Origin of the sequence: Brucella sp. H1_1004, assembly GCF_047308065.1 — a bacterium.
GTDB classification, from domain to species: domain Bacteria; phylum Pseudomonadota; class Alphaproteobacteria; order Rhizobiales; family Rhizobiaceae; genus Brucella; species Brucella pseudogrignonensis_B.
In genome coordinates this window covers 339514-361850 of the sequence record NZ_JAYKZA010000002.1, presented here as the reverse complement: position 1 = coordinate 361850, position 22337 = coordinate 339514, and the positions used below count along the sequence as shown (strand labels likewise).

The window sequence follows — 22337 nt, the reverse complement described above, 5'->3', positions numbered from 1 at the left end:
TTAATGCCTTGTTTAAGCCGCTTTGGGCTCTGCCTGACGGGTGAGAAGTTTTTCACCGTCATGCCCCGTCACAATTCGTTCGATAATTTCGCCAGCATTGCCTTGATCCACAGCGGCCAGCGTAAAGCCTTCCGTGCGGGCAATGCCTTCCTTCTCGATCAACAGGCGCTGGTGAGTGCCGTTGAGAGAAGCGAGGTGTTTTTCATAAGCCTTGTCGCCCACAGCGCGCAGCCGTTTGGCGCGATCTTTGACGATGTCGCGCCTGACCTGCGGCATACGCGCAGCTGGTGTGCCTTCGCGGGCACTGTAAGGGAAGACGTGCAAATGCGTCAGCCCGCATTCCTCAACGATCTTCATCGAATTTGCAAACATCTCTTCGGTTTCGGTCGGGAAACCGGCGATGATGTCGGCACCGAACACAATGTCAGGGCGAAGAGCGCGTACATCTGCGCAGAAGCGGATGGAATCATCGCGCAGATGGCGGCGCTTCATGCGCTTTAAAATCATGTCATCGCCTGCCTGAAGCGAAAGATGCAAATGCGGCATCAGGCGCTTTTCATTGGCGATTGCATCCATCAGGTCTTCGTCCGCCTCAATTGAATCAATGGATGACAGACGCAGGCGCTGCAAATCCGGCACCTGAGCGAGAACGGTTTTCACCAGTTTACCAAGGCGCAGGCTACCCGGCAGATCAGGACCGTAAGAAGTCATATCCACGCCGGTCAGCACCACTTCGGCATAACCATTATCGACAAGGCGTTTGACCTGATCGACCACGCCGCCCATCGGCACCGAACGCGAATTGCCGCGGCCATAAGGGATAATGCAGAAGGTGCAGCGATGATCGCAGCCATTCTGTACCTGCACAAATGCGCGGGCGCGGCCTTCAATGGCATCAACCATATGACTTGCGGTTTCGCGCACTTCCATAATGTCGTTGACGCGAACTTTTTCAAACTGGTTCACGCCGAAATCAGGCAGCATGCGGTAGGAGTTGGATTTCAGTTTTTCCTCATTGCCTAAAATGAGGTCAACTTCATCCATGGCCTCAAACTTGGCCGATTCAGTCTGTGCGGCACAGCCCGTCACGATGATGCGGGCTTGCGGATTATCGCGGCGCGCTTTGCGGATGGCCTGACGCGCCTGACGCACGGCTTCCGATGTGACCGCACAGGTGTTGAAGATGATCGCGCCATTTTTCAACTCGCCAAGGCCAGCACTATCGGCTTCGCGTTTCATCACCTCGGATTCATAGGTGTTGAGCCGGCATCCGAAGGTTACGACTTCTACAGCCATCAGGCAGCTCCCCGGCTCGTCTTTGGGGCGTACTCCCATGCGCCGGTTGCAGGATCAAATGTGCCGTCGAATTCCCATTCGGCCGGGCCGGTCATCATGACGTGATCATCCTCGCGCCATTCGATTTTAAGCGGACCACCAGGAACATGGACGTTAACATTGCGTTCAGTACGGCCTGTGCGCGCACCTGAAACAGCGGCAGCGCAGGCGGCAGAACCGCAAGCGCGGGTAAGACCTGCACCGCGTTCCCAAGTGCGTAGGTTCATGCTGTCGCGCGATGTGATTTGCGCGATGGAAATATTAGCACGCTCGGGGAAAATCGGATCATGTTCCAGTGCCGGCCCATATTGGTCAAGCGCATAGGACCAGACATCGTTTTCGACCCAGAAGATCGCGTGCGGATTGCCCATCGATGCAATCGACGGCGCTTGCAGAACAGGCGCATCGGCAGGGCCAGCAGACAGATCAATGGCGCGGGTGTCGTCCACTTCATGGGCGAGGGGGATTTCCTTCCAGCCGAAATGCGGCTTACCCATATCGACCGTGATCAGCCCGTCTTCGTGTTGATTGGCAGTTAGAATGCCTGCCAGGGTCTGGAATGTGTAATCCTGCTTGCCGCTTTCATTGGAAAGCCACTGCACAACGCAGCGTGTGCCGTTGCCACAAGCTTGCGCCTGCGTGCCATCGCAATTGATGATCTCAATGTAATGATCGGTGCCGGGCGTCTTTGGATCATGGATCGCCATGATTTGATCGAACGAGGTGGCTTCGTCACCGGCCAAACGGATTGCAGCAGCCGGTGCGATGTGATCGCCGCGCCCGCGCATATCGGCAACAATGATCTTGTTGCCTAGTCCGTTCATTTTGGCGAAGATAGCCTTACTCATTGCTGGTTCTGGATCCCGTATATTCTGGAAAGTTTCTGGAGCGCATTTCGATCTGATTTGATCCGATCCGCGCTCCAACTTATTCCTTCAAGCCGCATCTTAGTCCGAAAACCGTTTCACACTTTTCGGGATGCGCCTTATATGGCGGAAAAGCCCACAAATTGCCAGTACCGGCGCACTATTGGCGGCACTGGTCTTTGATGGGCTTCATTATTGATCGCAATTTCTTCAAAAACTGTGTCCTTCCTGTGCCATTTCAAAAATTTCTAAGCTATTTCAAGCGTTATTGACGCTGGTAGGTTAAATTCACAGCTGACTACTGTTGATTTTTTAACCATATCGCCATTTTATCGGTGCAATATTGTTTTAGCTCGAGCTTTCAAACTCGATGATACGAGGGGCACTTCCCCAAAATAGTCAGCCCCAGGATGTCTTAGAAAGACGACTTAGGAATTGGAGAACCAGATGGGAATTTCAAAGGCAAGTTTGCTCAGCATTGCTGCGGCGGGTGCTATTCTGGCTGGTTGCCAGAGCTCGCGGGTCGGAGGCTTTGACAACAATATGTCGCCACCACCACCAGCGCCGCTGCGTTCTGCTCCTGTCAGTTCCGTACAGTCCGGCAATCTGGATGCTCCGAATTCGTTCCCGACTGCGCCTGCTACCGACATGTCGCAGTCAGAAGCTGGTACGCAGGTGGCAAGCCTTCCGCCCGAATCAGCGCCTGATCTGACACCGGGTAAGGTCGCTGGTGTATGGAATGCGTCACTTGCCGGTCAGCAGTGTAAGATTGCAACGCCGCAGACCAAATATGGTCAGGGTTTCCGCGCTGGTCCACTGCGCTGCCCGGGTGAACTGGGAAGCCTCGCCTCATGGGCAGTCAATGGCAAGCAGCTATCGCTCTATGACGCGAATGGCGGCACGGTCGCGACACTTTATTCGTCCGGTCAGGGTCGCTTCGATGGTCAGACCACAAGCGGACAGTCTGTTTCGCTGTCGCGCTGATCAGGCACTTGAGTTAAAGACAGGCGGGGCAGTCGCAAGACGCTCCGCCTTTTCTGCAATTAGGCGGTTGGACAAGCTATCATGTCTTTCGACGGTAATCTGAAGGCGTTCCCATCGGTTCGCGAGCAATATGATGCGCTGGTCAGAGCTGGCGAGGTTGATTCCGATCCTGCACAGCTTGAGCTGACCGCGCGCTATGACCGGCTGATCGAGGAAATCTGCACCAAGCGTCTGTCGCGCAAATCGAGCGCGCTTGGCTGGCTGTTTGGCAAGCGCAAGGAAATTGCCACCGTCAAAGGGCTTTATGTTCACGGTGAAGTGGGCCGCGGCAAAACCATGCTGATGGATATGTTCTTTCAGCTTTTGCCGGTTGAACGCAAACGCCGTGTGCATTTCAATGATTTTATGGCGGATGCGCATGAGCGGATCAATGCGCACCGTCAGGCTTTGAAGCGGGGCGATACCAAGCAGGAAGATCCGATCCCACCCGTTGCGGAAGCCTTAGCGCAGCAGGCATGGGTGCTGTGCTTTGACGAATTTACCGTCACAGATATTGCCGATGCGATGATCCTGTCGCGCCTGTTCAATGCTCTGTTTGCCCATGGTGTGGTGCTGATTGCAACGTCTAACGTTGCGCCTGACAATCTGTATCGCGACGGGCTTAACCGCCAGCTGTTTCTGCCGTTCGTTGATATTCTGAAAAAGCATGTCGATGTGATCAATCTTGATTCCCGCACCGATTATCGGCTGGAAAAGCTTGACCGTCAGCCGGTTTATCTGACGCCGCTCAATTCCGAGACCACCAAGCGTATGGATGCGGCCTGGACGGCCCATAAGGATGGTCAGCAAGAACAGCCCGACGTTATTCATATCAAGGGTCGCGATATTGTCGTTCGTCAGGCCGTACCGGGGGCCGCACGTTTCACCTTTGACGAGCTTTGCGCGCAGCCGCTTGCAGCCAATGATTATATCGCGATTGTTTCACGCTATCAGACGCTGTTCATTGACGATGTGCCGGTGCTTGATCTTTCACGCCGCAATGAGGCCAAGCGCTTCATTTTGCTGATTGACGTGCTTTATGATCATCACGCACGGCTTTTTGTTTCCGCCGAAGCGCAGCCTGAAAAGCTCTATCAGGCAAAACAGGGGGTGGAAGCCTTCGAGTTTGACCGCACAGCATCGCGCCTGTTTGAAATGCAGAGCGCGGAATATCTCGATGCATTTTCTGAAAAATCAACAGGCTGAGACGGATCGCATTCCTTTCCTTTTGAGATGCGATCTATCATCGAACTGCCACAGACTCGACTTATAGCATTCGCGGGCTATGTTAACGCAACGTAGCTTGGGTGGGATGCGGTTTTCTTTTAATCGATTGTACTCCCCAGCAGAACCAATGTGCGGACGCGCTGTCTCGTTTCAGGGGATACGAAACAGCCGGACGAAGAGACTCATTTGCCCCGAATTTGCCAAAATGTCTTACGTTTACGTAAGTCCATATAAATCTAACCGATTGAAAACATTGGTCGCAAAATAATGAGTTGAGTTTTTTTTCAAAGAGTCCTATCGAACCCTCGCAGCGCAGACGCGTTTTCCGGGAGGAAACCGGATAGCTTCATGCGTTTCTGGATCAAACTTGAGGAAAGAAACAATCATGGCACGCAACAAGATTGCCCTCATCGGCTCCGGTATGATCGGCGGCACGCTCGCTCATCTTGCTGGTCTGAAGGAACTCGGCGACGTCGTCCTTTTCGATATTGCGGAAGGCACTCCGCAGGGTAAGGGACTGGATATTGCAGAATCTTCACCGGTTGACGGTTTTGATGCGAAGTTCACCGGTGCAAACGACTATGCCGCAATCGAAGACGCAGACGTTGTCATCGTCACCGCAGGCGTGCCGCGTAAGCCGGGCATGAGCCGCGATGATCTTCTGGGTATCAACCTGAAGGTCATGGAACAGGTCGGCGCAGGCATCAAGAAATACGCTCCTGAAGCTTTCGTTATCTGCATCACCAACCCGCTTGATGCGATGGTCTGGGCTTTGCAGAAGTTCTCCGGTCTGCCAGCGCACAAGGTTGTCGGCATGGCTGGCGTTCTCGATAGCGCTCGTTTCCGCTACTTCCTGTCGGAAGAATTCAACGTGTCGGTCGAAGACGTCACTGCATTCGTGCTTGGTGGCCACGGCGACTCAATGGTTCCGCTCGCTCGTTACTCGACCGTTGCCGGTATCCCGCTGCCAGACCTCGTCAAGATGGGCTGGACCACACAGGAAAAGCTCGACAAGATCATTCAGCGTACCCGTGATGGCGGTGCAGAAATCGTCGGCCTGCTCAAGACTGGTTCGGCTTTCTACGCACCTGCTTCTTCGGCAATCGCGATGGCTGAATCCTATCTCAAGGACAAGAAGCGCGTTCTGCCAGTGGCAGCACAGCTGACCGGTCAGTATGGCGTCAAGGACATGTATGTCGGCGTTCCAACCGTAATCGGCGCCAATGGCGTTGAACGTATTATCGAGATTGATCTCGATAAGAGCGAGCAGGCCGAGTTCGAGAAGTCGGTCGCATCTGTTGCCGGTCTTTGTGAAGCTTGCGTCGGTATCGCTCCGTCACTGAAATAAGTTCCAGATCAGGCCGGATGGCTACGCATACGCAGTCCCGGCCTTTTCCGGCTGTTAATCCGCAGAGGACAACCAGATGAATATTCACGAATATCAGGCCAAGCGCCTGCTCCATACCTTCGGCGCACCGATCGCCAATGGTGTGGCTGTTTATTCCGTCGAACAGGCGGAAGAATGGGCAAAGACGCTTCCAGGCCCGCTTTATGTCGTCAAGAGCCAGATCCATGCTGGTGGACGCGGCAAGGGCAAGTTCAAAGAACTCGGTCCTGATGCAAAGGGCGGCGTTCGTCTTGCAAAGTCGATCGAAGAAGTTGTTTCCCATGCCAAGGAAATGCTCGGCAACACGCTCGTGACCAAGCAGACAGGCGAAGCTGGCAAGCAGGTCAACCGTCTTTACATCGAAGATGGTGCAGACATTGCGCGTGAGCTTTATCTCTCGATCCTCATCGACCGCACGGTTGGTCGTCCTGCTTTCGTCGTTTCGACCGAAGGCGGTATGGACATTGAAGCTGTTGCTGAAGAAACACCAGAAAAGATCATCACCGTTGCTATCGATCCTGCCAAGGGCGTGACCGATGAAGACGCCAACAAGCTCGCTGATGCGTTAGAGCTTAAGGATGCAGCGCGTGAAGACGGCCTCAAGCTGTTCCCGATCCTCTACAAGGCATTCACCGAGAAGGATATGAGCCTTCTGGAAATCAACCCGCTGATCGTCATGACGGATGGCCGTGTGCGCGTTCTCGATGCCAAGGTGTCGTTCGACGGCAATGCATTGTTCCGTCATCCTGACATTCAGGAATTGCGCGATCTGTCGGAAGAAGACGAAAAGGAAATCGAAGCTTCCAAGCACGATCTCGCTTACGTCGCTCTTGATGGCAATATCGGCTGCATGGTCAACGGCGCAGGCCTTGCCATGGCAACCATGGACATCATCAAGCTTTACGGTGCTGAGCCGGCTAACTTCCTCGACGTTGGTGGCGGCGCTTCCAAGGAAAAGGTTACGGCTGCGTTCAAGATCATCACCGCTGATCCGGCTGTTCAGGGCATTCTGGTCAACATCTTCGGTGGGATCATGAAGTGCGACGTGATCGCCGAAGGCGTTATCGCTGCCGTTAAGGAAGTTGGCCTCAAGGTTCCTCTGGTTGTCCGTCTTGAAGGCACCAATGTTGAGCTTGGCAAGAAGATCATCAACGAGAGCGGCCTGAATGTTATTTCGGCTGACGATCTCGACGATGCGGCGCAGAAAATCGTCGCTGCAGTGAAGGGAAACTAAGGCATGTCCATTCTCGTTAACAAGGACACCAAGGTTCTCGTACAGGGCCTGACCGGCAAGACCGGCACTTTCCACACCGAACAGGCGCTTGCTTATTACGGCACGCAGATGGTCGGCGGTATCCATCCGAAAAAGGGTGGCGAAACCTGGGAAGGTTCGAAAGGCGAAAAGCTTCCGATTTTCGCGACTGTTGCAGAAGCCAAGGAACGCACAGGTGCAGACGCATCGGTGATCTATGTTCCGCCAGCAGGTGCAGCCGATGCCATCATCGAAGCCATTGAGGCTGAAGTCGGCTTCATCGTTTGCATCACCGAAGGCATTCCGGTCATGGACATGGTTCGCGTCAAGGAGCGTCTGGAACGCTCGAAGTCGCGTCTGCTTGGACCAAACTGCCCAGGCATCCTGACCCCTGAAGAATGCAAGATCGGCATTATGCCGGGCAATATCTTCAAGAAGGGTTCGGTGGGTGTTGTTTCGCGCTCGGGTACACTTACCTATGAAGCAGTGTTCCAGACTTCGAACGAAGGCCTCGGCCAGACCACTGCTGTTGGTATCGGCGGCGATCCGGTCAAGGGCACCGAGTTCATCGACGTGCTGGAAATGTTCCTCGCCGACGACGAAACCAAGTCGATCGTCATGATCGGTGAAATCGGTGGCTCCGCTGAAGAAGAAGCAGCGCAGTTCCTGAAGGACGAAGCAAAGCGCGGTCGCAAGAAGCCAATGGTTGGCTTTATCGCTGGCCGTACGGCTCCTGCCGGACGCACCATGGGCCATGCTGGCGCCGTGATCTCGGGCGGCAAGGGCGGCGCAGAAGACAAGATTGCAGCCATGGAATCGGCTGGCATTCGTGTGTCTCCTTCGCCAGCACAGCTCGGCAAGACGCTGGTTGAAGTCCTCAAGGGCTGAGACTGCGTTATTGATTGAAATGAACCGGCCGTGGCGAAAGCCACTGCCGGGTTTAATATACCAGCCGCAGCGGTCGGTTTAAGAGAATGTCAGGCTTTGGCCATCATTCTTCCGCAGGAATAGAGTTCGCGATTGAGTTATGCCGGGGTCTGTTGTGGTTCCTCCCCGGCGGCGTGAGGGATGAAGGTCAAAAGCTTCCGGCCCGCGCATGATGAGCCACTACAAGGAGACGGAGCGGAGGCTCCGGATTAGGTTATGGCAAGGCAAGAACAAGCCAACGACGTTTTCGCCCTTACCTCGTTCCTCTATGGCGGCAATGCCGACTATATTGAGGAGCTCTATGCCAAGTACGAGGATGATCCCAACTCGGTCGATGCCGAGTGGCGCGATTTCTTCGCACAGCTGAAGGACGATGCCGACGATGTGCGTAAAAACGCACAGGGCGCAAGCTGGACCCGCAAGAACTGGCCAATTCAGGCCAATGGCGAGCTGATTTCGGCACTCGACGGCAACTGGGCCGAAGTTGAAAAGCATGTCACCGACAAGCTTAAAGGCAAGGCTGCAAAGGGTGATGCAAAAGCGTCTGCTCCGGCACTGACATCCGAAGAGATTGCACAGGCTGCACGCGATAGCGTTCGCGCCATCATGATGATCCGCGCATTCCGTATGCGTGGCCATTTGCACGCCAATCTTGATCCGCTCGGTCTTGCTGAAAAGCCTAATGATTTCAGCGAACTTGATCCGGCAACCTATGGCTTCACGCCTGCCGATTATGATCGCAAGATCTTCATTGATAATGTTCTTGGTCTAGAATACGCGACAGTTCCGCAGATGCTTGAAATTCTCAAGCGCACTTATTGTGGCAATATCGGCGTTGAATTCATGCATATTTCCGATCCGGTCGAAAAGGCCTGGATTCAGGAACGCATCGAAGGTCCGGATAAAGGCTATGCTTTCACCGCGGAAGGCAAGAAGGCCATTCTGTCGAAGCTGATTGAAGCCGAAGGCTTTGAGCAGTTCATTGACGTCAAGTATAAGGGCACCAAGCGTTTTGGTCTTGATGGCGGTGAATCGCTGATCCCGGCGCTGGAACAGATCGTCAAGCGCGGCGGTCAGATGGGCCTCAAGGAAGTCGTGCTCGGCATGGCGCACCGTGGTCGTCTGAACGTGTTGTCCCAGGTTATGGGCAAGCCGCACCGCGCAATTTTCCACGAATTCAAGGGCGGCTCCTATGCGCCTGACGATGTGGAAGGTTCGGGCGACGTGAAGTACCATCTTGGTGCGTCGTCGGACCGCGAGTTCGATGGCAACAAGGTTCACCTTTCGCTGACTGCCAACCCGTCGCACCTTGAAATCGTCAACCCGGTTGTCATGGGCAAGGCACGCGCCAAGCAGGATCTGCTCGTTGGCCGTACCCGCGACGATATGGTGCCACTGACTGAACGCGCAAAGGTTCTGCCGCTGCTGCTGCACGGCGATGCTGCTTTCGCAGGTCAGGGTGTTGTTGCCGAGTGTCTCGGTCTTTCGGGTCTGAAGGGTCACCGCGTTGGCGGTACACTGCACTTCATCATCAACAACCAGATCGGTTTCACCACCAATCCGGCCTTCTCGCGTTCGTCGCCTTATCCATCGGATGTGGCGAAGATGATTGAAGCGCCGATCTTCCACGTCAATGGTGACGATCCGGAAGCGGTTGTCTTCGCAGCGAAAGTTGCGATGGAATTCCGCATGATCTTCCACAAGCCTGTTGTTGTGGACATGTTCTGCTATCGCCGCTTTGGTCACAATGAAGGTGACGAACCTTCATTCACTCAGCCATTGATGTATAAGGAAATCCGTGCGCACAAGACAACTGTTCAGCTTTACAGCGACAAGCTGATTGCTGAAGGTTTGCTGGCACAGGCTGACATCGACAAGATGAAGGCTGACTGGCGCGAAAAGCTTGAGCAGGAATTTGAAGCGGGTCAGAGCTATAAGCCAAACAAGGCTGACTGGTTTGACGGTGCGTGGAGTGGCCTGCGTACGGCAGACAATGCCGACGAACAACGCCGCGGCAAGACCGGCGTTCCGATCAAGACGCTCAAGGAAATCGGCAAGAAGCTTGTTGAAGTGCCAAAGGATTTCAATGTCCATCGCACGATCCAGCGCTTCCTCGATAATCGCGCCAAGATGATCGAAACGGGCGAAGGCATCGATTGGGCAACTGCTGAATCGCTGGCATTTGGTTCCCTGGTTTCCGAAGGCAGCCCGATTCGCTTATCGGGTCAGGACGTGGAACGCGGCACCTTCTCGCAGCGCCACACGGTTCTCTATGATCAGGAAACCCAGAACCGCTATATCCCACTGAACAACATTCAGAAGGGTCAGGCGATCTACGAAGCCATCAACTCGATGCTTTCGGAAGAAGCTGTGCTCGGCTACGAATATGGTTATTCGCTTTCCGATCCGCGCGCTCTGGTTCTCTGGGAAGCTCAGTTCGGCGACTTTGCCAACGGTGCACAGGTCGTGTTCGATCAGTTCATCTCGTCGGGTGAACGCAAATGGCTGCGTATGTCGGGTCTCGTCTGCCTTCTGCCACATGGCTATGAAGGTCAGGGTCCTGAGCATTCGTCGGCGCGTCTTGAGCGTTATCTCCAGCTTTGTGCGGAAGATAACATGCAGGTTGCCAACGTTACCACGCCGGCTAACTACTTCCACATTCTGCGCCGTCAGATGAAGCGTGACTTCCGTAAGCCGCTGATCATGATGACGCCAAAGTCGCTGCTGCGCCACAAGCGTGCTGTGTCGAGCCTCAACGAACTGTCGGGCGATTCATCGTTCCACCGTCTGCTTTGGGATGATGCGCAGTACAACAAGGGCGATGAAGGCATTAAGCTTCAAAAGGATGCCAAGATCCGCCGCGTCGTTCTGTGCTCGGGTAAGGTCTATTACGATCTTTACGAAGAGCGCGAAAAGCGTGGCATCGATGATGTCTATCTGCTGCGTGTCGAACAGCTTTACCCGTTCCCGGCAAAGGCGCTCATCAATGAGCTGTCGCGCTTCCGTCAGGCAGAAATCGTCTGGTGTCAGGAAGAGCCGAAGAACATGGGTGCGTGGTCGTTCATCGATCCGTATCTGGAATGGGTTCTTGCACATATCGACGCAAAGCATCAGCGCGTTCGCTACACCGGTCGTCCGGCAGCGGCGTCGCCTGCAACGGGTCTGATGTCGAAGCACCTTGCGCAGCTTGAGGCTTTCCTCGAGGATGCGCTCGGAAACTAATTGAATTGTCAGTAAGAAGCGGTTTGAAAAAGCCGCTTCATCCTGAGTTGAACATAAATCTAAAGATCGAAGATCACGGAAGAAGAAACCATGGCCACCGAAATTCGCGTTCCCACGCTTGGGGAGTCCGTTACTGAGGCAACCATCGGAAAGTGGTTCAAGAAGGTTGGCGACGCAATCGCTGCTGACGAACCGCTGGTGGAACTGGAAACCGACAAGGTGACAATTGAAGTTCCAGCTGCGGCTGCGGGCGTTTTGGCTGAAATCGTTGCGCAGGAAGGCGACACTGTTGAGGTGAACGCACTGCTCGGCCAGATTTCCGGCGAGGGCTCCGCTCCTGCCCCTAAGAAGGAAGAAGCCAAGCCAGCAGCAGCTGCTGCTCCGGCGGCGGCGCCTGTTGCTTCCGCATCGTCGGGGCCAGCCATGCAGCCAGCACCGGCTGCTTCCAAGCTTCTCGCTGAAAAAGGCCTTTCGGCTGATCAGGTTGATGGCTCGGGCAAGCGCGGTCAGGTTCTCAAGGGCGACGTTCTCGACGCAATTGCTAAAGGCGTTTCGGCTGCTCCAGCGGCAGCTGCGCCTGTTGCTGCACGTCCTGCTTCGTCGGCTGACGATGCTCCGCGCGAAGAACGCGTGAAGATGACCCGTCTGCGCCAGACCATTGCCAAGCGCCTTAAAGACGCACAGAACACCGCCGCAATGCTGACGACTTATAACGAAGTCGATATGTCGGCTGTGATGGAGCTTCGCGCTCGTTACAAGGACATTTTTGAGAAGAAGCACGGCGTCAAGCTCGGCTTCATGGGCTTTTTCACGAAGGCTGTGACGCACGCGCTGAAGGAAATCCCAGCTGTTAACGCTGAGATCGACGGCACCGACATCATCTACAAGAACTTTGCGCATGTCGGCATGGCTGTCGGCACCGATAAGGGCCTCGTTGTTCCTGTTATCCGTGATGCCGATCAGATGTCGATTGCTGGCGTTGAAAAGGAACTCGGTCGTCTTGCGAAAGCTGCGCGCGATGGTTCGCTTTCGATGGCTGACATGCAGGGCGGCACCTTCACCATCACCAATGGTGGTGTTTACGGCTCGCTGATGTCTTCGCCGATCCTCAACTCGCCGCAGTCGGGTATTCTCGGCATGCACAAGATTCAGGATCGCCCGGTTGTTGTCGGCGGCCAGATCGTCATCCGCCCGATGATGTATCTTGCGCTTTCCTATGATCACCGTATCGTTGACGGCAAGGAAGCCGTGACCTTCCTCGTTCGCGTCAAGGAAAGCCTGGAAGATCCAGAACGTCTGGTTCTTGACCTGTAAGGAATAGAGCTATGGAGCTGGGTATCTTTTCCGCGTCGCCTTTTCTCCCGCTGATTGGCTGGAGTGTTGTCTTGCTGGTGGTTCATATCCTCCTGCAGGGCTGGACGGTGACGAGGGAACTCGGCTCCAAATGGAATGCGGGTCCGCGCGATAATGGCTTGAAAGCCTCTGGTCATCTGGCCGGTCGTGCGGAACGCGCGTCCAACAATTTCCGCGAGACCTACCCTGCATTTGTTGCGCTCGCACTAGCGCTTGTGTTCAAGGGCGATGCAGCAACGCTTGGGCTTTACGGTGCGTGGATCTGGTTCGTCTGCCGCATCATCTATGTGCCGCTTTACCTGGCGGGTATTCCGTATATCCGCTCGCTGGTCTGGGTCGGTTCGCTGGCCGGGCTTGCACTCATGTTTTTCAATCTGGTTTTTTAGGCGATTTCCTGCATCTGAACGGTGCCGGGCGAAGGAAAAGCGATGCATCCCTATCTGTTTGAACTTGCATCTCTGATGGCGATTTTCGTTTTTGCTATCGTTTCGCCGGGCGCTGATCTGGCGATGGTTATTCGTCAGTCACTGATGCATGGTCGTCGTGAGGCAATCATTACCAGTTTCGGTATTGGCGCTGCACTGATGATGCATGTCACCTATACGGTGCTGGGTCTTGGACTGATTATCTCCAAGTCGATCTATCTGTTCAATATCGTCAAATGGTGCGGTGTGGCCTATCTGGTCTATATCGGCATCAAGGCATTGCGTGCCGGTTCAACCAAGATTGATGTCGATATAAGCACACAGGAAGCGCGTGTTCAGCAGAGTGCACTGAAAGCTTTCAGTCTCGGTTTTGCTGCCAATGCGCTGAACCCCAAAGCCGTGTTCTTCTTCCTTTCGATTTTCTCAACCGTTGTCAGTCTGCACACCCCCAATGAAGTGAAGCTCGGCTATGGTGTTGTGATGGCCTCGGCATTGATTTCGTGGTTCATCGGTGTCAGCCTTTTCATGACGACGCCTAAGATGCGCGCGGTGTTCTCGCGTGCTTCAAAATGGATCGACAGGACAAGCGGCGTGGTTTTCATTGCCCTTGGTCTCAAACTTGCCATCGCTAAAGCGCAGTAATCGCTGCCGGATGATTGAGGAGAACCGACAGATGCATGACGTTAAAAAGCTTTTCAAGGTAATGGCTGCATCAGCGCTTGCTGTGACTGTTTTCTCGAGCGCTGTTCAGGCCGCCTGTACGCAGAATCGCGCGACTTATCGCGATCAGGGCGATGCTTACACGCTCACCTTCAACGAGGCGCAGTCGAATGCGCTCAAGATGAGCCCGGCACCGACCAATGAATTCACAATCACTGCTGATGATAAGCCGGATTTCAAATTGTCCGGCCTTGTGATCTGGCCGGAAGAGGGCGTTGCGCGTCCTTATGCGCTGATCACTTATAATTGCAAGAATGGCGGTACTGATCCGGAAGATCTGGATGATTGCAGTCTCTGGCAGAGTGTCGTCTATGCGTTGAAAGAGGGAGCGGAAGCTGATGTCTTGCCAAAGGCCGATGAACCGGCAGCGCAGGCAATTTTGTTTCCCGATCTGGTGTCGGCGCTGGACGGATATGATTTTGGTGCAGCGAAGCCGGATAAGCCGCTTCAGTTTGAAAGCTTCCGCTTTAAATCCTGCACACCTGAGGAATAACCGGATTTCTGGTTGAAAATAGTTGACGAGCCAGGAGTGGCTCAGACGTAAGAAGGATAGTTCAATGTCTTATGATGTGGTTGTCATTGGTACCGGCCCCGGCGGCTATGTTGCTGCAATCAAGGCGGCACAGCTTGGCCTATCGGTCGCTGTCGTGGAAAAGCGCAAGACCTTTGGCGGCACCTGTCTCAATGTTGGCTGCATTCCTTCCAAGGCGCTGTTGCATGCATCTGAAGTTTTTGCGGAAGCCGGACATTCATTTGATGCGCTCGGCGTTGAAATCAGCAAGCCGAAGCTCAATCTCGAAAAGATGATGGCGCATAAGGATGCGACCGTTAAGTCGAACACATCGGGCGTCGAATTCCTGTTCAAGAAGAACAAGATCACTGCTTTCATCGGCACCGGCAAGATCGTTGCCAAGGGTAAGGTTTCTGTAACTGCCGAAGACGGCAGCGTTCAGGAAATTGAAGCCAAGAATATCATCATCGCAACCGGTTCGGATGTTGCTGGCATTCCTGGGGTTAAGGTCGATATTGACGAGAAGGTTATTCTCTCTTCGACCGGCGCAATCGCGCTCGACAAGGTTCCTGAGCATCTCGTCGTTGTTGGCGGCGGTGTGATCGGTCTGGAACTTGGTTCTGTGTGGGCGCGTCTCGGCGCGAAAGTGACTGTTGTCGAATATCTCGACAAGGTGCTCGGCGCGATGGACGGTGAAGTGTCCAAGCAGTTCCAGCGCCTGCTGGAAAAGCAGGGCATTGCGTTTAAGCTCAGCGCAAAGGTAACCGGTGTTGAAAAGTCGGCTAAGGGCGCGAAAGTGACCTTTGAGCCGGTTAAGGGTGGCGACGCAGAAACCATCGAAACCGATGCAGTTCTGATTTCGACGGGGCGTCGTCCTTACACCGATGGTCTGGGTCTTCAGGAAGCTGGCGTGAGTGTCGATGATCGCGGTCGCGTGGCCATTGATGGCCACTGGCGCACCAATATCGAAGGCATTTATGCGATTGGCGACGTGGTTCAGGGTCCGATGCTGGCGCATAAGGCGGAAGATGAAGGCATTGCGGTTGCTGAAATCATCGCTGGTCAGGCCGGACACGTAAACTTCGACGTCATTCCAAGCGTTGTTTACACGCAGCCGGAAGTGGCTTCCGTTGGCAAGACCGAAGAAGAACTAAAAGCCGCTGGTGTTGAATATAAGATCGGCAAGTTCCCGTTCACGGCAAATGGTCGTGCACGCGCCATGCAGCATACAGACGGCTTCGTGAAGATCCTTGCCGACAAGGCCACCGATCGCGTTCTGGGTGCTCATATCCTCGGCTATAATGCCGGTGAAATGATTCACGAACTGGCTGTGCTGATGGAATTTGGTGGTTCGTCCGAAGATCTGGCACGCACCTGCCATGCGCATCCAACTATGTCGGAAGCGGTGCGTGAATCGGCCTTGGCAACTTTTGCCAAGCCAATTCACATGTAAGATCTGGTTTCTACTAAAAAATCAAAGGCCCGCTTAGGCGGGCCTTTTTCGTATGATTAGTTCTGTGCGGGTGGTGTTGTGGGCGGTGCCGCAGATGGCATTGTTGTTTCGCTCTGTGTCGCAGGTGGAGGCGGCGCTGACGTATCGCTGGTTCCGCTTCTGTAAAAGAAGAAACCCATAATAAGGATTGCGATGAGCAAAATGACGGCAAGCACAAGGCCGCTACTTCCTTTTGGCTGTGGAGGCCGTCCAGCCGGGTTTGCAAGCGGGTCCGTCTGACGTGGATTGTTTAATGGATCATTGCTGGGATTGAGTGGGTCAACCATTTGCGCTCCTCCAGTTGGTTGCAACCATTGGAAAGTCTAACGCGAGCAGGCCGGGATGGTTCCACTTCTGGGCATGTGCTTACATCGCTGTGAGCCTATAGCCCTGCGCACGCAGCAGTTCTACCAGTCCTTCCTTGCCGGGCAGATGCAGGGCGCCGACGGCGATAAAGGCATCACCAGTGGCAAGGACAGGTGCTGCACGTTTTGCCATGATGTGGTTGCGGTCTGTGAGCAAAACTTTCTGGAAAAGGTCGTAGTCTTCCTCGGACAGACTGTCCGGCACGATTTTTCGCAATGCGGGCATAATCATCCCGATTTCACCCTGAAGATAGAGCGCAATCGTGGTTTCCATGGCATCTTCGATGTTGTCGCCATATTGCGCGGCAGATATCAGATTGCGAATATGAAAATCGAGCGGAAGCCGGTTCATCGCCTCAAGCTGCTCGACCGCGTTTTCAAGGCCGAGAACTGGCCGGCCCTGATCCTGCGCTTCTGTGATCAAGTATTCATCGAGGAAGTCTGCACCGTCGAGTTTTCTCTGTCTTTCGCATTTGGGAAGCGCCAGCAGACTTGTGATGATCCACGGTTTCATTGTGCCGACGGCACCCAGAATGATGCCGCGCGCTTCCAGTTTCTTATCGATTTCTTTAAGCTGGTCCTGTGGCAGATGCGATTGCAGCGTGGAGCCATCGGTGAACTGGATCAGTTCCGGCTGTTCAAGTTTAACCCGCAGAAACGCTTTCGGATCGGTAATATCTGTGGCCTCGACGACAATCCTGTCCGCATCATTATAGGCTTTCGTTACGGCCTCGGGCAGGGCTATCACACGCGGATCGCTCAGATGAATGGTTCCAAACAAATAGGATGGCTTTAGCCCATCCTTTTCGATTTTCCAAAAGATGCCCTTGTGATTGGGCATTTTGATCGCTTCATTCTGAAGCTCGGACCAGAGTTTTGGGTCTTTTTTGTCCAGACCATCAATCAGATTGACGCCGTGTGGAGTACAGGTGACTTCCGAACTTTCAGCCCGGGCGTGGGCGGAACTGACGATGAGGGCGCAGGCAAAAAGAAAGAACAGCTTTTTCATAAGCCGAATATAGGGTGGTTAGCGGCGGATAGCACCCCCGATTAAGCGCGCGGATGCGCTTTGTCGTAAACATCCAGAAGCCTTGCGCTATCGACGCCGGTATAGACCTGCGTGGTTGAGAGGCTTGCGTGGCCAAGCAGTTCCTGAATGGTGCGAAGATCGCCGCCGCGGCCCAGCAGATGCGTGGCAAAGGAATGGCGCAGCGCATGTGGTGTTGCGGTGTCAGGAAGTCCGAGACCTGCACGTAGCTTTTGCATTTCGCGCTGGATGATGGCTGCATGAAGTTCGCCGCCTTTGGCCCCTCTGAACAGCGGCTTGTCGGCAGAAAGATCAAACGGGCAGAGTTCCCGATATTGGGCAACAGCGCGATGGACTGCTGGAAGCAGTGGCACCATGCGGGATTTGCCACCTTTACCCGTGATCGTGATCGAAAGCGCTGACGTGTCGCTCAATGCATCACCCGCGAGGCCCAGTGCTTCGGAAATGCGAAGACCGCAGCCATAAAGCAATGTCAGAACAGCCGCATTGCGTGCCGCAATCCAAGGCTCTTCCGCCATCTGGCCATCGGCGGCGACAACCTTGCGCGCATCCTCTGCGGTCAAGGGCTTTGGCAGTGATTTTGGCTGACGCGGTGCGCGTATGGCGCTCGCGCCTGCGGCATTGACCAGACCGCGTTTTTCCAGGTGCTTGAGCAGGGAGCGGACACCAGCAAGACCGCGCCCCAATGTGCGGGCACCGGCACCATCGCTGCGGCGGTTTGCCAGATAGGAGCGCAGATCAGCAACGCGCAGACTGCCAATATCTTTGATGGACGGTGGCTCACCCAAATGCCCGGTCATGAATTGCAGAAACTGGCGGGTGTCGCGCTCATAGGCTTCCAGCGTATTTTCGGACAGCCGACGCATGTCTTTGAGCGTCTTCAGCCACTCCTCGCGTGCAGCCGCAAGATCCGCGCGGGCAGGGATAAGGAATTCGCTTTTGCTCGTCATGGTCGGGATTCGCTGCTTGAGTTGGGCTTGGTATAGTTTGCCAGCGATAGGTTGCCGGGCGGTAAAGATACTGCCTTTCGTTTTTCTTGGCGTTTTTAGGGGAAATTGGGTAAGCGATAGAAAATCACCCTTCAAATACGGAAATATTCATGTCGCGCCTAGAAAATCCAATCCAGCTTGCCGTTGTTGGCGCCGCTCATGGCATCCGTGGCGAAGTGAGAGTTAAGACTTATACCGATGATCCGCTCGCTATTGCCGATTATGGCCAGCTTTATGATGCGCAGGGCAAGGCGTATGAAGTGCTTGAAGCGCGTGCGGCCAAGACTGTTGTTGTTGTTCGCTTTAAAGGCGTCAATGACCGCAATGCTGCTGAAGCCTTGAACGGCACCGAGCTTTTCATCGACCGTTCGCAGCTTCATGATGAAGAACTCAATGAAGACGAGTTTTTCCAGACTGATCTGATCGGACTTGAAGCCTTTGATGCTGACGGCAAATCTTACGGTGTTATCAGTGCCCTTTTTGATTTTGGCGGCGGTGATCTGATTGAATTGAGCCTCAAGGGAAAACGTCCGATGCTGATTCCGTTCACGGAAGCGGCTGTGCCGGACATTGATTTTGACAAGGGAACGATTACCGTCGAGCCTTATGCTGCCGGGCTGATTGCTGATGACGATGATAATCCGCTCAACGATCGTGATAGATCTGAAAAACAACAGAAGCGGCCGAAGAAGTCATGAGCGACCTGTCTGAAACACAGAAGCAGGGATTTCATGCCTCGGTGCTGACGCTTTATCCCGAAATGTTTCCGGGACCGCTGGGTGTATCGCTGGCAGGAAAAGCGCTTACTGATAATACATGGTCGCTTGATACAATTCAGATCCGTGATTTTGCCGAAGGCAAGCATCGCATGGTCGATGACACGCCATCGGGTGGCGGCGCTGGCATGGTGATGAAGGCGGACGTGGTTGCGCGTGCGCTTGATTCTGTTGCTGATGAGCGCCCCATGCTGCTGATGAGCCCGCGTGGTGCGCCCTTGACGCAAAAGCGCGTGCGCGAACTGGCCGACGGTCCGGGTGCCATCATTCTCTGCGGTCGTTTTGAAGGCGTCGATGAGCGGGTGATTGAAGCTCGTCAACTCGAAGAGATTTCAATTGGCGATTACATTCTTTCAGGTGGAGAGACGGCGGCGATTGTGTTGCTTGATGCGATTGTCCGGTTGCTTCCGGGTGTAATGGGCAATCAGGAGTCTGGCGAGACGGAAAGTTTTGAGACCGGGCTTCTGGAGCATCCGCATTATACGCGCCCGCAAGTATGGGAAGACCGTGCAATCCCTGATGTACTGACATCGGGCAATCATGGTGCAATAGCGAAATGGCGTCATGCGCAGGCTGAACGCATTACAAAAGAGCGGCGTCCTGATCTCTGGAACACTTATTGCGAGGGCAAACGCAAATGAACCTGATTCAGCGGCTCGAAAGTCTTTCACTCGCGCTGCTGGCGCTGGGTGCTTATTGGGTGAGTGGCGTGAGCTGGTGGCTGTTTGCGATTCTCATCCTTGCGCCTGATTTGTCATTCTTTGCCTATCTCAAAGGGCCGCGCACGGGCGCTATCATTTACAATATCGCGCATAGCTGGATTGGTGTTGTGCTTGTGGCAGTTCTTGGCTGGGTGATGAGCTGGCCGCTTTGCTTCGCGCTTGCGCTTATCTGGGCGGTTCATATTGGTATTGATCGCGCCCTCGGCTTTGGCCTTAAATATGGAACTGGTTTTCAGGACACGCATCTTGGACGCATTGGCGGTAAGTCGGGAAATCGTCGTCTTGATATTGATTCATTTCACGCAATGGTGTATTGCCGCGCCAGTTCGGGAAAACCCGACGTCTTTTAACTAATAAATGGTGCACCGCTCCTGCCTGATTTATCGGGCATAACCACAGGGCCAAGATGCTTGGTGGTAAGTGCAGAGCGCTCTGGCTGTTTGAGAATAATTCGTAAAGGAGTCAGACGATGACCGACATTATTCGTCAGCTTGAAGCCGAACAGGCAGCAAAGATCGAAGAAAAGCGCAAGCTTCCAGATTTCCAGCCAGGCGACAGTGTTCGCGTTCAGGTTCGCGTTACCGAAGGTACACGTACCCGCGTACAGGCCTATGAAGGCGTTTGCATTGCGCGCTCCGGCGCTGGCATCAATGAAAGCTTCACCGTTCGTAAGATTTCTTACGGCGAAGGCGTAGAGCGCGTATTCCCAGTTTACTCGCCAATCGTAGAAGGTGTTGAACTCGTTCGCCGCGGTAAGGTCCGTCGCGCGAAGCTTTACTACCTGCGTGGCCTCACCGGTAAGGCTGCACGTATTGCTGAGAAGAAAGACAACCGCTCCAAGGCAGAACGCGAAGCCGACAAGGTCGCTGCTGCTAAGGCAGAAGCTGCAAAGACTGCCGCTGAATAAGCCAGTTTTCGCAAGAATCTGAAAAGGGCGGTCTTTGGACCGCCTTTTTTATTTGCAAAATCCAAATGCCTGCGTAACATATTGCATAATTCCGCCAATATTGCGCAAGATTGTTACTGCGACACCCTGTTGCGGTTTGTGTTTCTTGACGAAACGCCAAGGCGGGTGCATATGACAGCTCAAATTAAGAACTATTCAAAGGAACTCTCGCAATGAGCGCGCCGCGTACACTTTACGACAAGATTTGGGATGACCATGTAGTGGACCAGCAGGACGATGGTACCTGCCTCCTTTATATTGATCGCCATCTTGTGCACGAAGTGACAAGCCCGCAAGCCTTTGAAGGCTTGCGCATGGCGGGTCGGCAAGTGCGTCACCCTGAGAAGACGCTCGCGGTTGTCGATCATAACGTTCCAACGTCAAAAGACCGCGTAAACGGCATCAAGAACGAAGAAAGCCGTATTCAGGTTGAAGCGCTTGCAAAAAATGCGGCCGACTTCAATGTCGAATATTACTCGGAACGGGACCGACGTCAGGGCGTTGTGCACATTGTCGGACCGGAGCAGGGCTTTACGCTGCCGGGCATGACGATTGTTTGTGGTGACAGCCACACGTCAACTCACGGTGCTTTCGGATCGCTGGCACACGGTATCGGCACATCGGAAGTCGAGCATGTTCTCGCGACCCAGACGCTGATCCAGAAAAAAGCCAAGAACATGCTGGTGCGTGTTGAAGGCGAACTGGCTCCGGGCGTTACCGCCAAGGACATCACACTTGCTATCATCGGCGAAATCGGCACCGCAGGCGGCACCGGTTACGTGATCGAGTATGCAGGCAGCGCCATTCGCTCTCTTTCGATGGAAGGTCGCATGACCGTCTGCAACATGTCGATTGAGGGTGGCGCCCGCGCCGGTCTGATTGCGCCAGACGAGACAACTTTTGCTTATGTCGCCGACAAGCCACGCGCACCGAAGGGCGAGGCTCTCGAGCAGGCAATCGGTTACTGGAAAACGTTGCATTCGGATGAAGGTGCGCATTTCGACAAGATCGTTGAACTGGATGCTGCTAAAATTTCGCCAGTTGTCTCCTGGGGTTCTTCGCCGGAAGACGTGGTCTTTGTGACCGACATCGTTCCGAATCCTGACGAAATCAAGGACGAAACCAAGCGTGCATCGAAGTGGCGTGCGCTTGATTATATGGATCTGAAGCCGGGCACCAAGATGACCGACATTAAGATCGATCGTGTTTTCATTGGTTCGTGCACGAACGGACGCATTGAAGATCTGCGCGATGCAGCCCGTATGGCTGCTGGCAAGAAAGTTGCTGCAGGTGTCAGCGCCATGATCGTTCCGGGTTCTGGTCTTGTGAAGGAGCAGGCGGAGGCCGAAGGTCTCGACAAGATTTTCATCGAAGCAGGCTTTGACTGGCGTGAGCCGGGCTGCTCAATGTGTCTTGCGATGAATGATGATCGCTTGAAGCCAGGTGAACGTTGTGCGTCGACCTCGAACCGTAATTTCGAAGGCCGTCAGGGCTTCAAGGGCCGCACACATCTTGTGTCGCCAGCGATGGCTGCGGCTGCGGCAATTGCCGGTCATTTCGTCGACATTCGCGACTGGAACTGATTTTTCCAGTTTATGAATCTGAAAGCCGCCGGAGCAATCCGGCGGTCTTTTTGTTTTTTGAAGGGCATGCGATGTATTGATCTAAATTAGATGCTTTTTCACTTTTTTGGTCTAATATAGTTTTTTAAAAGACGCCGTTATTTAGCGTCAGCAAACATATATGCCGGG

At 54.1% G+C, this 22337-nt stretch carries 21 protein-coding genes; 16 read left to right on the top strand and 5 right to left on the bottom strand.

The features are described from left to right. Window positions 1-12: 12 nt before the first annotated feature. Both mtaB and dapF read right to left on the bottom strand, forming a co-directional pair. Window positions 13-1296 carry a tRNA (N(6)-L-threonylcarbamoyladenosine(37)-C(2))-methylthiotransferase MtaB gene (gene mtaB / locus U2P60_RS08975; RefSeq protein WP_413572279.1) on the bottom strand — a complete coding sequence of 428 codons (1284 nt, stop codon included), beginning with the start codon at window positions 1294-1296 and terminating at the stop codon, window positions 13-15. Continuing rightward, window positions 1296-2183, bottom strand: a complete 888-nt coding sequence (gene dapF / locus U2P60_RS08970; RefSeq protein WP_413572278.1) for a diaminopimelate epimerase — start codon at window positions 2181-2183, stop codon at window positions 1296-1298. Before dapF ends, mtaB begins: the two co-directional genes overlap by 1 nt. Window positions 2184-2648: 465 nt before the next feature. On the opposite strand from dapF, the gene U2P60_RS08965 reads away from it, so the two are divergent. From U2P60_RS08965 to lpdA, 11 genes are all read left to right on the top strand, one after another. Then, a complete protein-coding gene (locus U2P60_RS08965) occupies window positions 2649-3185 on the top strand; it encodes a protease inhibitor Inh/omp19 family protein (protein WP_313827444.1) in 537 nt (178 codons plus the stop codon). Between the two features lie 81 nt (window positions 3186-3266). Beyond that, on the top strand, window positions 3267-4430 hold the full coding sequence (gene zapE / locus U2P60_RS08960; RefSeq protein WP_413572277.1) for a cell division protein ZapE: 1164 nt from the start codon (window positions 3267-3269) through the stop codon (window positions 4428-4430). A gap of 406 nt (window positions 4431-4836) precedes the next feature. Beyond that, window positions 4837-5799: a malate dehydrogenase gene (gene mdh, locus U2P60_RS08955; protein WP_413572275.1), complete on the top strand. Its 963-nt coding sequence runs from the start codon at window positions 4837-4839 to the stop codon at window positions 5797-5799. A gap of 76 nt (window positions 5800-5875) precedes the next feature. Next, entirely contained in the window at window positions 5876-7072 is a 1197-nt protein-coding gene (gene sucC, locus U2P60_RS08950; RefSeq protein WP_413572274.1) for an ADP-forming succinate--CoA ligase subunit beta, read from the top strand. Window positions 7073-7075: 3 nt separating this feature from the next. Continuing rightward, the gene (gene sucD, locus U2P60_RS08945) at window positions 7076-7978 is read left to right on the top strand and encodes a succinate--CoA ligase subunit alpha (RefSeq protein WP_024898520.1); all 903 of its coding nucleotides are present in this window, start codon (window positions 7076-7078) and stop codon (window positions 7976-7978) included. 255 nt (window positions 7979-8233) lie between these two features. Continuing rightward, window positions 8234-11239 carry a 2-oxoglutarate dehydrogenase E1 component gene (locus U2P60_RS08940; protein ID WP_313827440.1) on the top strand — a complete coding sequence of 1002 codons (3006 nt, stop codon included), beginning with the start codon at window positions 8234-8236 and terminating at the stop codon, window positions 11237-11239. 90 nt (window positions 11240-11329) lie between these two features. Continuing rightward, window positions 11330-12553, top strand: a complete 1224-nt coding sequence (gene odhB, locus U2P60_RS08935; RefSeq protein ID WP_413572272.1) for a 2-oxoglutarate dehydrogenase complex dihydrolipoyllysine-residue succinyltransferase — start codon at window positions 11330-11332, stop codon at window positions 12551-12553. A gap of 11 nt (window positions 12554-12564) precedes the next feature. Beyond that, window positions 12565-12978 (top strand): MAPEG family protein, encoded by a 414-nt coding sequence (locus tag U2P60_RS08930; protein ID WP_413572271.1) that lies wholly within the window; start codon window positions 12565-12567, stop codon window positions 12976-12978. Between the two features lie 42 nt (window positions 12979-13020). Next, a complete protein-coding gene (locus U2P60_RS08925; protein ID WP_413572269.1) occupies window positions 13021-13659 on the top strand; it encodes a LysE family transporter in 639 nt (212 codons plus the stop codon). A gap of 31 nt (window positions 13660-13690) precedes the next feature. Then, window positions 13691-14230: a hypothetical protein gene (locus U2P60_RS08920; protein ID WP_413572268.1), complete on the top strand. Its 540-nt coding sequence runs from the start codon at window positions 13691-13693 to the stop codon at window positions 14228-14230. A gap of 64 nt (window positions 14231-14294) precedes the next feature. Continuing rightward, a complete protein-coding gene (lpdA, locus tag U2P60_RS08915) occupies window positions 14295-15701 on the top strand; it encodes a dihydrolipoyl dehydrogenase (protein WP_313827431.1) in 1407 nt (468 codons plus the stop codon). Window positions 15702-15757: 56 nt separating this feature from the next. On the opposite strand, the gene U2P60_RS08910 is transcribed toward lpdA, so the two are convergent. The 3 genes from U2P60_RS08910 to U2P60_RS08900 form a co-directional block, all read right to left on the bottom strand. Then, window positions 15758-16027 carry a hypothetical protein gene (locus U2P60_RS08910; protein WP_313827429.1) on the bottom strand — a complete coding sequence of 90 codons (270 nt, stop codon included), beginning with the start codon at window positions 16025-16027 and terminating at the stop codon, window positions 15758-15760. 79 nt (window positions 16028-16106) lie between these two features. Continuing rightward, window positions 16107-17114: a TraB/GumN family protein gene (locus U2P60_RS08905; RefSeq protein ID WP_413572267.1), complete on the bottom strand. Its 1008-nt coding sequence runs from the start codon at window positions 17112-17114 to the stop codon at window positions 16107-16109. 41 nt (window positions 17115-17155) lie between these two features. After that, a complete protein-coding gene (locus tag U2P60_RS08900; protein ID WP_413572266.1) occupies window positions 17156-18103 on the bottom strand; it encodes a tyrosine recombinase XerC in 948 nt (315 codons plus the stop codon). Between the two features lie 149 nt (window positions 18104-18252). Here U2P60_RS08900 and rimM point away from each other — a divergent pair, with 149 nt between their 5' ends. The 5 genes from rimM to leuC all read left to right on the top strand — a co-directional run bounded on the left by rimM (window position 18253) and on the right by leuC (window position 22169). Then, window positions 18253-18840: a ribosome maturation factor RimM gene (rimM, locus tag U2P60_RS08895; RefSeq protein WP_413572265.1), complete on the top strand. Its 588-nt coding sequence runs from the start codon at window positions 18253-18255 to the stop codon at window positions 18838-18840. Then, window positions 18837-19559: a tRNA (guanosine(37)-N1)-methyltransferase TrmD gene (trmD, locus tag U2P60_RS08890; protein WP_413572264.1), complete on the top strand. Its 723-nt coding sequence runs from the start codon at window positions 18837-18839 to the stop codon at window positions 19557-19559. Before rimM ends, trmD begins: the two co-directional genes overlap by 4 nt. Next, a complete protein-coding gene (locus U2P60_RS08885; protein ID WP_413572263.1) occupies window positions 19556-19990 on the top strand; it encodes a DUF4260 domain-containing protein in 435 nt (144 codons plus the stop codon). The genes trmD and U2P60_RS08885 overlap by 4 nt, the downstream gene beginning before the upstream one ends. A 119-nt stretch (window positions 19991-20109) precedes the next feature. Next, a complete protein-coding gene (gene rplS / locus U2P60_RS08880) occupies window positions 20110-20547 on the top strand; it encodes a 50S ribosomal protein L19 (protein WP_413572262.1) in 438 nt (145 codons plus the stop codon). Window positions 20548-20759: 212 nt separating this feature from the next. Then, a complete protein-coding gene (gene leuC / locus U2P60_RS08875) occupies window positions 20760-22169 on the top strand; it encodes a 3-isopropylmalate dehydratase large subunit (protein ID WP_413572260.1) in 1410 nt (469 codons plus the stop codon). Window positions 22170-22337 lie beyond the last annotated feature (168 nt).

What these genes read in the sequence shown, in the direction of transcription:
- mtaB (WP_413572279.1), bottom strand. Translation starts at nt 1,296, where the DNA reads ATGGCTGTAGAAGTCGTAACCTTCGGATGCCGGCTCAACACCTATGAA.
- dapF (WP_413572278.1), bottom strand. Translation starts at nt 2,183, where the DNA reads ATGAGTAAGGCTATCTTCGCCAAAATGAACGGACTAGGCAACAAGATC.
- U2P60_RS08965 (WP_313827444.1), top strand. Translation starts at nt 2,649, where the DNA reads ATGGGAATTTCAAAGGCAAGTTTGCTCAGCATTGCTGCGGCGGGTGCT.
- zapE (WP_413572277.1), top strand. Translation starts at nt 3,267, where the DNA reads ATGTCTTTCGACGGTAATCTGAAGGCGTTCCCATCGGTTCGCGAGCAA.
- mdh (WP_413572275.1), top strand. Translation starts at nt 4,837, where the DNA reads ATGGCACGCAACAAGATTGCCCTCATCGGCTCCGGTATGATCGGCGGC.
- sucC (WP_413572274.1), top strand. Translation starts at nt 5,876, where the DNA reads ATGAATATTCACGAATATCAGGCCAAGCGCCTGCTCCATACCTTCGGC.
- sucD (WP_024898520.1), top strand. Translation starts at nt 7,076, where the DNA reads ATGTCCATTCTCGTTAACAAGGACACCAAGGTTCTCGTACAGGGCCTG.
- U2P60_RS08940 (WP_313827440.1), top strand. Translation starts at nt 8,234, where the DNA reads ATGGCAAGGCAAGAACAAGCCAACGACGTTTTCGCCCTTACCTCGTTC.
- odhB (WP_413572272.1), top strand. Translation starts at nt 11,330, where the DNA reads ATGGCCACCGAAATTCGCGTTCCCACGCTTGGGGAGTCCGTTACTGAG.
- U2P60_RS08930 (WP_413572271.1), top strand. Translation starts at nt 12,565, where the DNA reads ATGGAGCTGGGTATCTTTTCCGCGTCGCCTTTTCTCCCGCTGATTGGC.
- U2P60_RS08925 (WP_413572269.1), top strand. Translation starts at nt 13,021, where the DNA reads ATGCATCCCTATCTGTTTGAACTTGCATCTCTGATGGCGATTTTCGTT.
- U2P60_RS08920 (WP_413572268.1), top strand. Translation starts at nt 13,691, where the DNA reads ATGCATGACGTTAAAAAGCTTTTCAAGGTAATGGCTGCATCAGCGCTT.
- lpdA (WP_313827431.1), top strand. Translation starts at nt 14,295, where the DNA reads ATGTCTTATGATGTGGTTGTCATTGGTACCGGCCCCGGCGGCTATGTT.
- U2P60_RS08910 (WP_313827429.1), bottom strand. Translation starts at nt 16,027, where the DNA reads ATGGTTGACCCACTCAATCCCAGCAATGATCCATTAAACAATCCACGT.
- U2P60_RS08905 (WP_413572267.1), bottom strand. Translation starts at nt 17,114, where the DNA reads ATGAAAAAGCTGTTCTTTCTTTTTGCCTGCGCCCTCATCGTCAGTTCC.
- U2P60_RS08900 (WP_413572266.1), bottom strand. Translation starts at nt 18,103, where the DNA reads ATGACGAGCAAAAGCGAATTCCTTATCCCTGCCCGCGCGGATCTTGCG.
- rimM (WP_413572265.1), top strand. Translation starts at nt 18,253, where the DNA reads ATGTCGCGCCTAGAAAATCCAATCCAGCTTGCCGTTGTTGGCGCCGCT.
- trmD (WP_413572264.1), top strand. Translation starts at nt 18,837, where the DNA reads ATGAGCGACCTGTCTGAAACACAGAAGCAGGGATTTCATGCCTCGGTG.
- U2P60_RS08885 (WP_413572263.1), top strand. Translation starts at nt 19,556, where the DNA reads ATGAACCTGATTCAGCGGCTCGAAAGTCTTTCACTCGCGCTGCTGGCG.
- rplS (WP_413572262.1), top strand. Translation starts at nt 20,110, where the DNA reads ATGACCGACATTATTCGTCAGCTTGAAGCCGAACAGGCAGCAAAGATC.
- leuC (WP_413572260.1), top strand. Translation starts at nt 20,760, where the DNA reads ATGAGCGCGCCGCGTACACTTTACGACAAGATTTGGGATGACCATGTA.